Source organism: Pallidibacillus pasinlerensis (assembly GCF_009996845.1).
In the GTDB taxonomy this organism is placed as follows: domain Bacteria; phylum Bacillota; class Bacilli; order Bacillales; family Caldibacillaceae; genus Pallidibacillus; species Pallidibacillus pasinlerensis.
Window position 1 is genome coordinate 1 of sequence record NZ_JAACYS010000085.1, and the last position, 12,309, is coordinate 12,309.

General features: G+C 33.7%; 14 protein-coding genes and 2 pseudogenes. 14 read left to right on the forward strand and 2 right to left on the reverse strand.

Features of this window, described 5'->3' with window-relative positions; genetic code table 11:
* Positions 1–143: 143 nt before the first annotated feature.
* From GW534_RS14230 to GW534_RS14255, 6 genes and pseudogenes are all read left to right on the forward strand, one after another.
* Positions 144–503: a hypothetical protein gene (locus GW534_RS14230; RefSeq protein WP_246204178.1), complete on the forward strand. Its 360-nt coding sequence runs from the start codon at positions 144–146 to the stop codon at positions 501–503.
* 180 nt (positions 504–683) lie between these two features.
* Complete coding sequence (locus tag GW534_RS14235) at positions 684–1,199, forward strand: GNAT family N-acetyltransferase (protein WP_161921658.1); 516 nt, start codon at positions 684–686, stop codon at positions 1,197–1,199.
* Between the two features lie 104 nt (positions 1,200–1,303).
* A pseudogene (locus GW534_RS14240) lies at positions 1,304–1,411 on the forward strand (VOC family protein); the annotation flags it as partial.
* 182 nt (positions 1,412–1,593) lie between these two features.
* Positions 1,594–1,821, forward strand: a pseudogene (locus GW534_RS14245) (enoyl-CoA hydratase); the annotation flags it as partial.
* 115 nt (positions 1,822–1,936) lie between these two features.
* Positions 1,937–2,464 carry a ClbS/DfsB family four-helix bundle protein gene (locus tag GW534_RS14250; RefSeq protein WP_161921659.1) on the forward strand — a complete coding sequence of 176 codons (528 nt, stop codon included), beginning with the start codon at positions 1,937–1,939 and terminating at the stop codon, positions 2,462–2,464.
* Positions 2,465–2,739: 275 nt separating this feature from the next.
* Positions 2,740–2,967 (forward strand): DUF3953 domain-containing protein, encoded by a 228-nt coding sequence (locus GW534_RS14255; RefSeq protein ID WP_161921660.1) that lies wholly within the window; start codon positions 2,740–2,742, stop codon positions 2,965–2,967.
* A gap of 95 nt (positions 2,968–3,062) precedes the next feature.
* Here the strand turns inward: GW534_RS14255 and GW534_RS14260 are convergent, their stop codons facing one another.
* On the reverse strand, positions 3,063–3,467 hold the full coding sequence (locus tag GW534_RS14260) for a secondary thiamine-phosphate synthase enzyme YjbQ (protein WP_161921661.1): 405 nt from the start codon (positions 3,465–3,467) through the stop codon (positions 3,063–3,065).
* Between the two features lie 208 nt (positions 3,468–3,675).
* Here GW534_RS14260 and GW534_RS14265 point away from each other — a divergent pair, with 208 nt between their 5' ends.
* From GW534_RS14265 to crcB (GW534_RS14275), 3 genes are all read left to right on the forward strand, one after another.
* Positions 3,676–4,152 carry an SRPBCC family protein gene (locus tag GW534_RS14265; RefSeq protein ID WP_161921662.1) on the forward strand — a complete coding sequence of 159 codons (477 nt, stop codon included), beginning with the start codon at positions 3,676–3,678 and terminating at the stop codon, positions 4,150–4,152.
* Between the two features lie 64 nt (positions 4,153–4,216).
* The gene (gene crcB / locus GW534_RS14270) at positions 4,217–4,591 is read left to right on the forward strand and encodes a fluoride efflux transporter CrcB (protein ID WP_161921663.1); all 375 of its coding nucleotides are present in this window, start codon (positions 4,217–4,219) and stop codon (positions 4,589–4,591) included.
* Positions 4,592–4,596: 5 nt separating this feature from the next.
* Entirely contained in the window at positions 4,597–4,941 is a 345-nt protein-coding gene (gene crcB, locus GW534_RS14275) for a fluoride efflux transporter CrcB (protein ID WP_161921664.1), read from the forward strand.
* Positions 4,942–4,990: 49 nt separating this feature from the next.
* On the opposite strand, the gene GW534_RS14280 is transcribed toward crcB (GW534_RS14275), so the two are convergent.
* Entirely contained in the window at positions 4,991–6,181 is a 1,191-nt protein-coding gene (locus tag GW534_RS14280; RefSeq protein ID WP_161921665.1) for a chromate transporter, read from the reverse strand.
* A 622-nt stretch (positions 6,182–6,803) separates the two neighbouring features.
* Here GW534_RS14280 and GW534_RS14285 point away from each other — a divergent pair.
* From GW534_RS14285 to GW534_RS14305, 5 genes are all read left to right on the forward strand, one after another.
* Entirely contained in the window at positions 6,804–7,250 is a 447-nt protein-coding gene (locus GW534_RS14285) for a stage III sporulation protein AH (RefSeq protein ID WP_161921666.1), read from the forward strand.
* A gap of 16 nt (positions 7,251–7,266) precedes the next feature.
* Positions 7,267–7,749: a DUF4825 domain-containing protein gene (locus tag GW534_RS14290; protein ID WP_161921667.1), complete on the forward strand. Its 483-nt coding sequence runs from the start codon at positions 7,267–7,269 to the stop codon at positions 7,747–7,749.
* 730 nt (positions 7,750–8,479) lie between these two features.
* The gene (locus GW534_RS14295; protein WP_161921668.1) at positions 8,480–8,983 is read left to right on the forward strand and encodes a hypothetical protein; all 504 of its coding nucleotides are present in this window, start codon (positions 8,480–8,482) and stop codon (positions 8,981–8,983) included.
* A 27-nt stretch (positions 8,984–9,010) separates the two neighbouring features.
* Complete coding sequence (locus GW534_RS16840; RefSeq protein ID WP_161921669.1) at positions 9,011–11,413, forward strand: ATP-binding protein; 2,403 nt, start codon at positions 9,011–9,013, stop codon at positions 11,411–11,413.
* 25 nt (positions 11,414–11,438) lie between these two features.
* Positions 11,439–12,309, forward strand: an 871-nt coding sequence (locus GW534_RS14305) for a hypothetical protein (RefSeq protein ID WP_161921670.1), incomplete at its 3' end; no start/stop codon positions are given.

Genomic DNA, 12,309 nt, shown 5'->3' on the forward strand with positions numbered 1-12,309 from the left:
TTCTTACCAAGAGAGTATCCTAAGAGTTTGAATCCGCTTTCAAATTTAAGGTGTGAAAAAAACTACCTATAAATACTTGACTCAAACAACTAAATATTGTCAGTATTTTGTACGCTTTTATAGTGCTCATCCCAATCCAACTTATGGGGAATGTATATAGAATTAGTCGACTGACAACGTGGGAAATTGATACGGTAAATATGTTGATAGCAGCAATAATTATAGTTGATGTTATAGGCGGTACAATTCTGCTTCTTTTACTAACAAGAAAGTGGTTAGGCGACCGAAAGGCAAACTTCTGGACCGTCATCCTTTGGATCCCTTATTTTGTTCTTTTTACCTATCTCATCGCATCCTTATTCCCGATTACTTACGGTGGCGATGCACCTAATCCTGTAACCGGTCTTATTGCATTAGGTGGACTGATCGTTTATCCGGTTTATATACTAATTCTCAATTTTCTTGGGTTTACAACAAAAAATAAAAAGTTAAATCCGGCTTAAAGTTAGCCTTAAGTTGTAAAAATCAAAATGTACACAATCCATACTAGTAAAAAATTCAAAGCTGGTTTGGGTTGTGTACATTTTATTTGAATCTGATTATGAGAAATATGGTCATGGGTTGCGACAAACGTTATACTTGAATAATAGAAATCCACAAACAAAGTCAGTAAGGAGACACATATGTTAAAAGTTTTACACGAAGACCAGTTTGATGAACTTTTTCAAATAATAGAAGAATCTTTTCCGATTGATGAATACAGGCCATATCCATCCCAACGTGCATTACTCTCCCAACCTCATTACCGGATTTTTACTTATGAAAAAGATCAAGAGCTTGCCGGTTTTCTCGCTACATGGGAAGGACCAGAGTTTATTTTCATTGAGCATTTTGCGGTAAAGACAAGTTTTCGCAACGGCGGCTTAGGTTCGAAACTGCTTCAGGAATTTTTAAAGCAACAAACAAAACCTGTCATACTTGAAATTGAACCCCCGGAAGGAGAGCTTGAAAAAAGACGTGCCAACTTTTATAAACGAAACGGCTTTAATCCGAACCCGTGGAGCTATCTTCAACCGGCCCTTGCCAAAGACCAAAGCCCGGTGCCCCTTGTCATCATGTCTTATCCAGAGCCTCTTGAAGAACATCAATTTCAATCATTTAAAGATTGGGTTTATACATATGTTTATTCCGTCGTCTAACGTATCAGGTTAGTAAAGTAAATATGATAAAAATAAATTGCCAAATGGTAGCACCCGTTTGGTATTCAGAAGAGAACGGTTGTTCGTTTAAAATAGTTGAGTAAGTACATGTGCCAAAAACGGCGATCCCGAATATGGGGTACTTTGCTTATTGTGTGGATAATCAAGGCTTGCTATTTGGGGTATCTGAATTTAATACTGAGGCAAAGTAGAAAAATTGATTTAATAAGGGGAGCCAGCTGAATTTAGTAGGCTCCTTTTAATATTAGTTTTAGAAAAGGTACATCAATATAGGACAGAAATAGAATTAAAACGTGAAAAAAACATGAATTATGAGGCATGATCCAAGTAGGATTTGCCTCCTTTTTTGTTGAATTATATAAACGGAGTTTAAATGAATTTGAAAGTCGGCGATATTATTCGTTTTGAAAGGACTTTTACAAAGGAAGATGTAGAAGTTTTTACAAAAGTGTCAATGGATGAAGGAGATCATCATACAAATCCCGATGAACAGGGGAGACTTATCGTTCAAGGGTTGTTAACGGCCACATTACCAACAAAAATTGGTGGGGATTATAATGTTTTAGCCCGTACAATGAATTTTGAGTTTTTAAGACCAGTTTTGTATTGAAATGAAAAAAGCGGAGGGGATATGATGAGCATTATGACTAGCGAAGGAGATAAAGTAAAAGTTGTGTTTGATTATCCGTAAAATAAAGTAAAAAGAGGAGATGAATATGCCAGCAAAAAGTGAAAAAGAAATTCTATTATTGACTAGTGACAGAAATTTTACTGCATTATTTGAAATAATTGAATCCGTTCCGAGTAGAAAGAGGAGCATTTCTATAGAAACGGAGGAAAGAGATAAGAATTTCCGTGATGTACTAATGCACCTTTATGAATGGCATGCCATGCTTGAAAGATGGTATAGAGAAGGTATGGATGGAGATATTCCCTATATGCCAGCCCCTGGTTATAAATGGAGGGATATCAAGCTTCTGAATATGCACATTTGGGAAAAGTATCAAGATGTTACATTAAATCAAGCTATTAAAAAATTGAAGTTAAGTCATAAAAGAGTAATGGATTTAATTGAATCACATAGTAATGAAGAAATTATGACAAAAAAGTATTATAAATGGACAAAAACAAGCAATTTATACAGTTATTTTGCTGCAAATACTTTAAACCATTACATTTGGGCTATAAAAAAGTGTGAAGCAATTGCGAAGTATATAAAGGAAGTTGAAAGGGACAAGAAATGAATCAGAGTGACAGACCCCATGTTTCACTTTTGGTAGTTTTAATGTTTAAGGAGAGAATGAAGTGAATTTAAAGTTCCTCGGATTTTTTCTCATCAGTGCAACTTTACTAGATACCTATAACCAACAACCGTTTATTTGGAATACTATCTGATCGCTCATCGTAATCGTTTATACTTTTTATGTAAGAAAGTCTTTTTTCGAGGATGGTAAGGCTGTGATTAATTAGTACTCCATTCATTTACTGCGATTTATAAATCAAGAAAGGTAGATTCACAATGAAAGTTTTACGAGTTGTTTTGGCAGTCTTAGTCATATTCTTATCAGCTTTTAGTTTTATCACCGGTTATTTAGGGGTACTCCCATATGCACTATTACTTGTTGGGGTAATGCTTTTTGTTATGGGAATGATTGAAACAAAAGAGAAGCGGATTGAGAATGCATTTACTTCTTTTCTCTCAGCTGCTTTTTGTATAGTTGTAAGTTTATATATTATAGTAAGATAGTTGTAAACTAAAAAGGAAAAGTGTTTGTTTTTTTAAAAAAATTATTAGGTGGTCAATCAAGTGAGGATTAACCACCTTTTTTGAACGTTCAAACTTTAATTACTCACCATAATTTTCCCATGGAACTTTCGATTCCGCGGTCCATCAAATTCACAAAAATATACGCCTTGCCACGTACCAAGCACGAGTCTGCCATTGGAAATGACTAATGTTTGCGCATGTCCAACTGTGCTTGTTTTTAGATGGGCTGCCGTATTTCCTTCCATATGTCGATCTTCCGGGTGATTCCACGGATAAACTTCCGCAAGACGGCGGAGAAAATCGGTTTTCACATCAGGATCGGCATTTTCATTCACCGTAATTCCTGCCGTTGTATGTAGTGAAGACACAACCAGAATCCCGTCTTTTACACCTACTTCTTGAATCCAATTCTCAAGCTCGTGCGTAATTTCAATCATCTCATCATGCTTATTAGTGCGTAAGTGAAAAATCTTTTCCATCGTTAACCTCCGTTCTAAGTAAGTACATATTTCAATCTATAAACCATTTTATATAATTTTTGCTCTATATTACAGGATAAAAAACGAACATAAGTAATTTAGCGATTTTATTTTTTTATAAAAATTATGCTATTCAAAAGGTTGGCGAATGTTTATACTAATTTTGAAAGGGTTTTACAGAAATTGGAAAATAAGGGGAGAAAAAAGAATGAGCAAAAAAGAGATGCTTGTGTATCGTTTTGAAAGAGTAATAGATGCACCGATTGATGTGGTGTTTGAATATGTTGACAATGATGAAAAAGTAAAATTATGGAATTCGATGATTGTGGAAAATATTTATGAATCCGAGGAAGATGCACGCTTAGGAAAACCAGGGACGAGGTTTAAATCGGTTCAAAAATTTGATAATAAAACGATTACAGTTGATTGTGTTTTGACTGAATATGATCCGCCATATAAAATAGTCCTGCATTCTGAGTCTAAGGAAGGCATCAGTATTAGCCGGTATTTTTTATCAAGAGAATATAACAGTACGAGGTTAGTCGTTGAAGCATCCTTAATACCACGTAACTTTTTATATAAGTTCACAGCAAAAATTTTTGGAAAAGCAGCGGGTTTTGTATTTAACGAGCAATTTGAGAACTTAGTGAGATTGATCGAAGAAGAGTTAGATGAAGCGTATTAGCCAATAATATACAATTGAGTAGGTTATAAGTACTCGTGTCTTTACTATTGAAAGAGGCGATTTAATGAAATTATTATTCGTGATGATTGGCGGATTTTTTGGAGCAATATGCAGATTTGCTTTAAGTGAATGGATACATACAAACAACGAATTCCCTTTAGCCACTTTATTAATTAACGTAAGTGGATGTTTTCTGCTTGGTTGGTTTTTAACATTTGTTAGCCAATTGAGAAAAATCCGGCCAGAATTTACACTACTTGTTGGTACTGGATTTATCGGATCTTTTACAACTTTTTCAACGTTTTCATTGGAAACACTATCTTTAATTCAGAGTGGTTTTATTTTTATGGCGTTTTTTTACGTTTTGACCTCAACAGTTCTCGGAATTCTTTTAGCCTATGCAGGTTACCATTTCGCAATTGCAAAAAGAGAGAAGTGACTTAAATGATTTGGCTCATCGGAATAGGCGGTGCTTTAGGGGCAGCGACAAGATTTTTAATAGGAAACATCTTAAATAAGAGAACTTTTCCCTTTGGAACTTGGCTAATAAATAGTTTCGGTTCATTTTTACTTGGATTACTCACACAATTTTATATTTCAAACGAGATCAGCGACGGTTTATTTTATCTTGGAGGGATAGGATTCTGCGGCGCTTTTACAACATTCTCAACCTTTGGGTATGAAACGATAACGCTGATGCAATTCAATAAAAAGAAATTAGCCCTTTTTTATGTCGTTTCCTCAATCGTGTTAGGCGTAATTTTTGCGGTGGTTGGTTTTTACATATAAAAAAGGCAGAACACATGATAGATATGTTCTGCCGTGGAGCTACTGTCATTTATATATACGAAATTAACATGCCTCCAAGAGCGCCTGTTACGACGATAATCCAAGGTGGTAATTTCCAGTGTACTAACATACTAAAGAGAAGTGCAGCTAGAGCAAAATCTTTTGCTGTGTGGATCGAACTTGTCCAAATCGGATTATAGAGTGCCGAAATTAAGATTCCTACAACTGATGCATTGATTCCAAGTAATGCCCCTTTTATTTTCGGATTACTCCGTAGCGCATCCCAAAATGGTAATGTACCTAAAATAAGTAGGAACGCAGGTAAAAAGATTGCAAATGTAGCAAATAATCCACCTTGCCAGCCGTTAATAACAGCACCGATATATGCAGCAAAGGTGAATAGTGGGCCAGGAACAGCTTGAGCCGCACCGTAACCTGCAAGAAATTGTTGTTCCGTTAACCATCCGGTAGGAACAAATTGTTGTTCTAATAATGGTAATACAACATGACCTCCACCAAAAACAAGCGCCCCAGATCTGTAAAAGCTATCAAACATAGCAATCCATTGTACTGTTGTCAACTGACGTAGTATGGGTAGAAGGATTAATAGTCCAAAAAATAAAGTTAAACAAAAATAGCCGAAGCGGCGTGAAATAGGGAAATATGTGACTTTTGCTTTATCAGTGTCTGTTTGCTGTCTATAAAGTAGGAAACCGACAACTCCAGCAAATAAAATTACACCGATTTGTGAATACGCTGTTTGCCATAATAATGTGACGACTAATGCAAATAAGGCAATCGTTTTTCTTTGAAGATCAGGTGTTAATTTATTAGCCATTCCTAAAACAGCGTGGGCGACAACGACAACGGCGACGATTTTTAACCCACTAATCCATCCCGCATCTTCAATGCCAAACGTATGTAAAAGAGAAGCAAAAATTATGAGTGCAATTACGGAAGGAAGAGTAAAACCGAGAAACGAAATAATTCCGCCAATTATTCCACCACGCATAACCCCAATACCAATTCCGACTTGACTACTAGCTGGTCCGGGTAAAAATTGACAAAGTGCAACTAAATCAGCATAACTTTTTTCATCCATCCACTTTCTTCTTCGTATGTATTCCTCATGAAAATAACCTAAATGTGCAATAGGCCCTCCAAAGGAAGTTAATCCAAGTCTCGTAGAAATGACAAGGATTTCAAGCCATGTTTTAAAAATGTTTTTATTTTCTTTCATAATGTCCCGCCTTATTTATTCTATAGTAAATATCTTTACCTAGCTGATTAGTTTGTCCAATTTAGACACACGCTACTGATAATAACATACTACAAACATTGAGCCAAAAAGTTTGACTGGGGTAAATGTGAGAGGAATGATTGGATGAGTGAGTTGAAATAGCTTTTTACAGTGTAATGTCGTTATGAAAGACAAATTAGTGAGAAAAATTTGGAGAAGCGTCTTTCATCCTAGTTATGAAGGACACAATTGTCGGAAAAACTGTGAGAAGTGTCTTTCATGGCGTTTATGAAGGACAAATTGCTCGGAAAAACTGTGAGAAGTGTCTTTCATGGCGTTTATGAAGGACAAATTGCTCGGAAAAACTGTGAGAAGTGTCTTTCATGGCGTTTATGAAGGACAAATTGCTCGAAAAAATTGCATGAAGTGTCTTTCATGGCGTTTATGAAGGACAAATTATTCGGAAAAATTGTTAGAAGTGTCTTTCATCACGTTTATGAAAGACAAAATCTCCCGAAAAGAGGTATAAAATGTCCTTCATCCCAAATCTACAATTTTTCTAGGTATAAGAAACTGTATTTTGTTATAATAAACTTAAAATTATTACAAAAGGGGAATTGGGATGACGATTGAATATGAAGAAGATGTAATGGGGAAAAAATATCAGGATTTAATAGAATTCGTTTCTAAAAAAAGTGATAAATTCGCTCTAGTTATTCGGAAGGATATGTTTGAAAGTGAAAAATGGATAAAAAGATTTTACAATAAAACACTCAAAGAAATTCAAAGCTCTTTAATTGAAATGAAAGAGCAATCGGAATGGTCTGTAAATAAACTTTTGGAAGCAACAGCGTATGTATATTACTACGAGCTAAATGAACAAACAATCCGCTTTTTAAAAACGAAAAGTGATTCTTTATTTGGATGGGAATTTAAATTACCAGAAGACTTAACATTTTATAGTGGAAATAAAGTTCTACTTGCCGCTAATTCACATGAAGGATATTTTTTGGTGGATGAAGAATTAGAGAATGATGAAGACTTTAAGAATCTATTGATAAAGGAATAAGTTTAAGGAGACAAATATGAAAAAAGTAAAAAAGATCATGATTCTTTCAATGTTCGTATTGTTATTTGTTACTGGTTGTAGTTCGAAAAAGGATGAGGAAGATATTTTTCAACATGATGGTACATACATAGGAGATAATAGTGCAGTGGTTGAGATTATCGGTAAATTAAAGCATGGTGAAGATTTTGAAAAACTCGCACTTGAAACAACGACGGAGCCGTACGGGATGACGATAACGTACAATGACTTTGATGCAAAAATGACTGACAAGGAAAATAAAGAAACGGCAATTTACAATGCAACTTTCCTATTAGCATTAATTGATAATGCGGATTGGGTTGCCTTTGATTTTGAGAATGGAAAATATAAAGTTACGAGAGATGAATTACAAACGTGGTATGGTGAGGAGTTAAGTGAATTTTCTAATGAAGATGATTTAGAGAGATTGATACAAGAATATTTGGCAGATGAGGATAAGGTTAGTCAATTATTAGGTTAATAAAAAAGACAAAAACCATTCTATTTTGAATGGTTTTTATTTTTGTCGAATTATTCTGGATTACGAGAGTTTAAGACATGAGCCGAAATTGTCTTCGTAATCGGCATGAAGAAAATAAGGATTGGTCCGCCTAAACAAAGGGTTAATATAGATCCTATCCCGATTGGGCAACTGAAGATAAATGCCATCGGTGCAAAATTTGTTTATATAAAACTAAAATAGATAAAATATTAAAAAATTAATCAAGAAAATAAGTCCAAAAGAAAACAATCCTACAATTTTAACTGGACGGATGTTTATATATTCGTCGAATGGAGTGATTCGTTTTAAAATTTGCCAGATTAGTACAGCACCTATTAGGATGGCAAATCCCGCATAGAATAAATCAATTTCCATATAATTAGCAATATCAACAATATGATTAATAAAAAGTATCAAAGAGTATCCTAAAAACGCATAAAGAATTATAGATTTTGTATAGTATTCTAATTTTATAAAGATACCTCCTTGTTAATATTACTAATACATTGAAATTTTACCATATTCGTTACGTTTTGTTGATAAGTGAGAAAATCATTTTCATTCCAAAGATAAAATGACTAATAGTATAGTTAAATAATTGATATACTCTAATGCTTCAATATACATAAACACAATTTATACATCGAGAGAGTAAATCGTTTTTGGTTTTCATTTTATAAACAGGACAATTTGTATGGGAGTGTATTTGATGGAAATTTTAAAAACACATCTAATTCAAATAGACTGGGACGGGCCATATAGCTTAGCAGAACTGAATAAATTACAAAATGGTGAAACTGATTATGGTGTTTATCAAATTTATGGTAAGCATCCCATCTACGGAAGTGATGTTCTTTTATATATTGGAAAAGCGGATCAACAAACGTTTGGACTAAGAATTTCTCAAGAGGGTTGGGAGTATGAAAATGATTATAAAAACTTTAAAATTTATGTTGGAAGATTACGAGGCTCACAGCTTTCAACTAATGATGAATGGTCTAAAGAAATTGACTTAGCTGAAAGGCTATTAATTTACGTACACAAACCAGCTTTAAATTCAAAAAGTATAGCCTCCCTTCCAGATGCTGAACTTCAGGATATTCATATATTAAATTGGGGTAGCTATAGAGATATTTTACCGGAAGTATCTGGTTTAAGATGGACAAGTAAGTTAGATGATTTTCCTTATGAGATTTATAAATATAAAGATTAATAATTGAAATTATTTTGGAGGTATCCCGTGGATCAAATTGCTATAAATCACCCACAAATCAACGGAGTTTATGAATTGTTTATCAATGAAAAACATCCTTTTACGAAAGTTCATCGTTTAATAGATTTATTTGAAACCATCATTAAAACCCACACTGCAGTTATTATCAGTGACTATTTCCGTATAAAAGAGGTTTCTGATGATATAGAAGGTATTCTTGCCAAAGGACTGATTACACCCTCTTTAGGAATGTGGCAAGTTTTTAGCCGTGCTATAATGGAGGATTTAGCTGTTGTTAAGGTACTTACATATGAACAATATAAGGAAATGGAAAACTTATTGGATAAAAATCAAAGGGAAAAATTTGTTAAGTTATATGAAAAGCAAGACACTTCATACAAGTTGAAGCAAGTTTCCATAAAAGAGAAAAGATTTCTTCGAAAATGCTTTGCAAAAAATAACTACCGTTACTCTGCTTCTTTGTTCCTTGATGATTTTTATGACTATTTTTTTCAGTGGGATAAAATCGTAAGTTCAGAAATTACGGTTGAAGGTGGTACTAAAATTTCAGATCTAATTAGTCTACGCAACAAGTATGCCCACGGTGCCACTCCAAGTGATGCTCAGTGTAGAAAGGATGTACAAATTTACCTTCCCCTGTTAAAGCAGCTTTTACAGGCTAGTTGGTTATTAGATACAACCATTGTTACTTTCGGAAGTAATGAAAAGGGAGAGTTTAAAAGGATTCCACTAGCTCATGAACCGAATTCATTCCCATTTGATAATGTGCTTTCTAACTTCAAGAATGAACATAATGTGTTACCATTTCAACCATATCTAATTAAAAAGGATGGGGAAACACTTTCTTTATTCCCTATAATGACTTGCCAAAGGATAAATGATGATAGCGATCTATCACTTTTCTTCCTAAATGATTTAAAGAAAATTAAAAAGAAAGAAATCTCTTACTTAAATTATCCTTTTGCCTTCTTTATAAATGATCATAAAATATACAATGATTTCATTTCTATACTTAATATTCATGAATGGGAAAAAAACATCCCTGAAGAATTTAAGGCAAGAATTGAAGAACTTACAGAAAACTTTCAAGGAAGAAAAGAAGAACAAAAGTATATTCAACAGCTGATTCAGAAGCGAAAGAAAGGATTTATTTTTATTTTTGGGCAGCCAGGAATTGGAAAGTCCGCATTTGTTGCTTCTATAATTAAAGGTTATAAGAATACTATTGATTATGATGATATAAAAAATATTAATAAGCCAGTTGTTATCGAGTATTTTATTCGTAGAAACTCCATTTTTGCTTCTTTAGATAGATTCCTAGACTCATTGAACGAACAATTAGAAAAACAGTGTAAGACGAAAATACCTTTAGGAAATACATTAGAAGAGAAAAGAAGTTATTTAGAAGACAGACTAAAAGTCATTTCGAAGACTACTACAAGAAAAATCGTAATTTTTATTGACGGAGTAGATGAAGGGATACTGAATAATTTTCTTCCTTATTTAATCTCTTCTTCATATGAAAATATTTTAGTAGTATATTCTACAAGAATGATCGGAGAAGTGGACGCTTTTTATCGAAAAATACCGGCAGGAGAAAAGGAAAGAATGATTCTAGATGGTCTAACATCTAATGATATTAGAGGTTTACTTTATAAAGTAACTAATAAATATGATGTCATTAACAATCCGGATTATGTGGATACTATTTTAAAGAAGTCATCAGGTAATCCTTTATATTTAAAACTATTAAGTCAAGAATTGGAGCAAGGCTACTATTCTTTAAAAAGGAAAGACCAACTTCCTGCTCGATTGGAAGATTTTTATGAAGAAATTCTTCAAAGGATGGTAAATGACAGGGATGGCAACCTTTTATTACAAGGTCTTTATGTTTTTGCTGTTGCAAGGGAGTTTCTATCTACGAAGTTTCTTGAGATTGTCTTAGCAATTGGTGCTGCAGATGCAGAGAGTTTAATAAATAAATTATACGAAGTCCTGTATAAGCACCCTTATGAGCAAAAAAGATATCAATTGTTCCATGAAAGTTTTCGTCAATATCTTGAGGAAACACGTTCAAATCAAATTAGAGATGCAGAAAGAAAGCTTGTTAAGTTTTGTGAAGCCTGGAGAGAATTAAGTGATTATTCGGATGAAATTAAGACTTATCCATTCAAACATTTTTCTAAGCACCTTCTCCAATTAAAGGATAAAAAACGTTTACTTGAATTGACAAACGATGAAGAATATAAATTAATGCAGAAAAAGCACTTGAATCAATTATTACCACAATTTGAAATGTATTTGGACGGGATGGAATTATTTAAGGATGAGGAAGAACAGTTAATCGAATTAGCTATTAAAGCCACAGACCACAGACTTACATCTAACAATAGGCAACTTTGTTCCTAAATTAATAAGAGGAGTTAAAAGTGAGTTGGGTAGGTTAGAGGACACCCTCAAGCAAATTCATTTGTTTAAGGGGGAGGAACAGTTTTTAATGTATGTCCATCTACTTTACCATTTGTTAAATGACCCCGTCTTAACTAACGAAGAAAAGCAGGTTCGTATGAAGATGGTTGTGGCTTATTATGATGAATATATAGATATAATGGTAATTGGTTTTAATTGGTGTGATTATATGTCCTTAACTTTTATGGTCGAGTTGCTTGTGAAAATTAAGAAGTTAGGGGTGGATGTAACCCCATTTCTTCAACGTAGTGACGTTCAAAATTTAGACAATGATGTAATAGAATATGAACTCGCTAATTTTGATCTTTCCGATGAAGATTATTTTCATATTTGTAATGGACTTTTTTTAAACAAAATTTATCCTCCTGTTTTGCTTAGTTGGATAAAACTACTATGTAATAGAAATAGAATAAGAGAAGCTTTAGACTTAACAAAAGAATACTTGAGGGACGCAAACTTACAAGTTAATTCTCTTATTCAAATAGGCGTTTCTATAGCCAAGATGGAGTCAACACAAACTGATTTGCAGAAAACTCTCCCTACAAGTAATGAAGTTTTCATTCAAGCAATAACATGTGGGCAACAAATAAAAAATGAGAGTGATAGGGTTTCAGCCTATTGTTCCATTGCGAAAGGGTATCACGAACTGGGGCTTATCGAAGAAAGGAACCAATGGCAGAAGAATGCCATGGCACTTTCTTTGAACGTTAAAGATTTTAAGAATAGTTCATTTTGTCAAAGGGAAATGGCTCTATTAATTAACAATTTCGAAGGGCCGTTAAAAGCGTATAATTTTATCAAAAATAAGACTGTTGATCATTGGAATAAAGGTATTG

Excerpts from the sequence above, each read along its gene's own strand:
- GW534_RS14255 (WP_161921660.1), top strand. The coding sequence starts at position 2,740 with ATGAAAGTTTTACGAGTTGTTTTGGCAGTCTTAGTCATATTCTTATCA.
- GW534_RS14265 (WP_161921662.1), top strand. The coding sequence starts at position 3,676 with ATGAGCAAAAAAGAGATGCTTGTGTATCGTTTTGAAAGAGTAATAGAT.
- GW534_RS14230 (WP_246204178.1), top strand. The coding sequence starts at position 144 with ATGGGGAATGTATATAGAATTAGTCGACTGACAACGTGGGAAATTGAT.
- GW534_RS14285 (WP_161921666.1), top strand. The coding sequence starts at position 6,804 with ATGACGATTGAATATGAAGAAGATGTAATGGGGAAAAAATATCAGGAT.
- GW534_RS14290 (WP_161921667.1), top strand. The coding sequence starts at position 7,267 with ATGAAAAAAGTAAAAAAGATCATGATTCTTTCAATGTTCGTATTGTTA.
- GW534_RS14250 (WP_161921659.1), top strand. The coding sequence starts at position 1,937 with ATGCCAGCAAAAAGTGAAAAAGAAATTCTATTATTGACTAGTGACAGA.
- GW534_RS14295 (WP_161921668.1), top strand. The coding sequence starts at position 8,480 with ATGGAAATTTTAAAAACACATCTAATTCAAATAGACTGGGACGGGCCA.
- crcB (WP_161921664.1), top strand. The coding sequence starts at position 4,597 with ATGATTTGGCTCATCGGAATAGGCGGTGCTTTAGGGGCAGCGACAAGA.
- GW534_RS14280 (WP_161921665.1), bottom strand. The coding sequence starts at position 6,181 with ATGAAAGAAAATAAAAACATTTTTAAAACATGGCTTGAAATCCTTGTC.
- crcB (WP_161921663.1), top strand. The coding sequence starts at position 4,217 with ATGAAATTATTATTCGTGATGATTGGCGGATTTTTTGGAGCAATATGC.
- GW534_RS14260 (WP_161921661.1), bottom strand. The coding sequence starts at position 3,467 with ATGGAAAAGATTTTTCACTTACGCACTAATAAGCATGATGAGATGATT.
- GW534_RS14235 (WP_161921658.1), top strand. The coding sequence starts at position 684 with ATGTTAAAAGTTTTACACGAAGACCAGTTTGATGAACTTTTTCAAATA.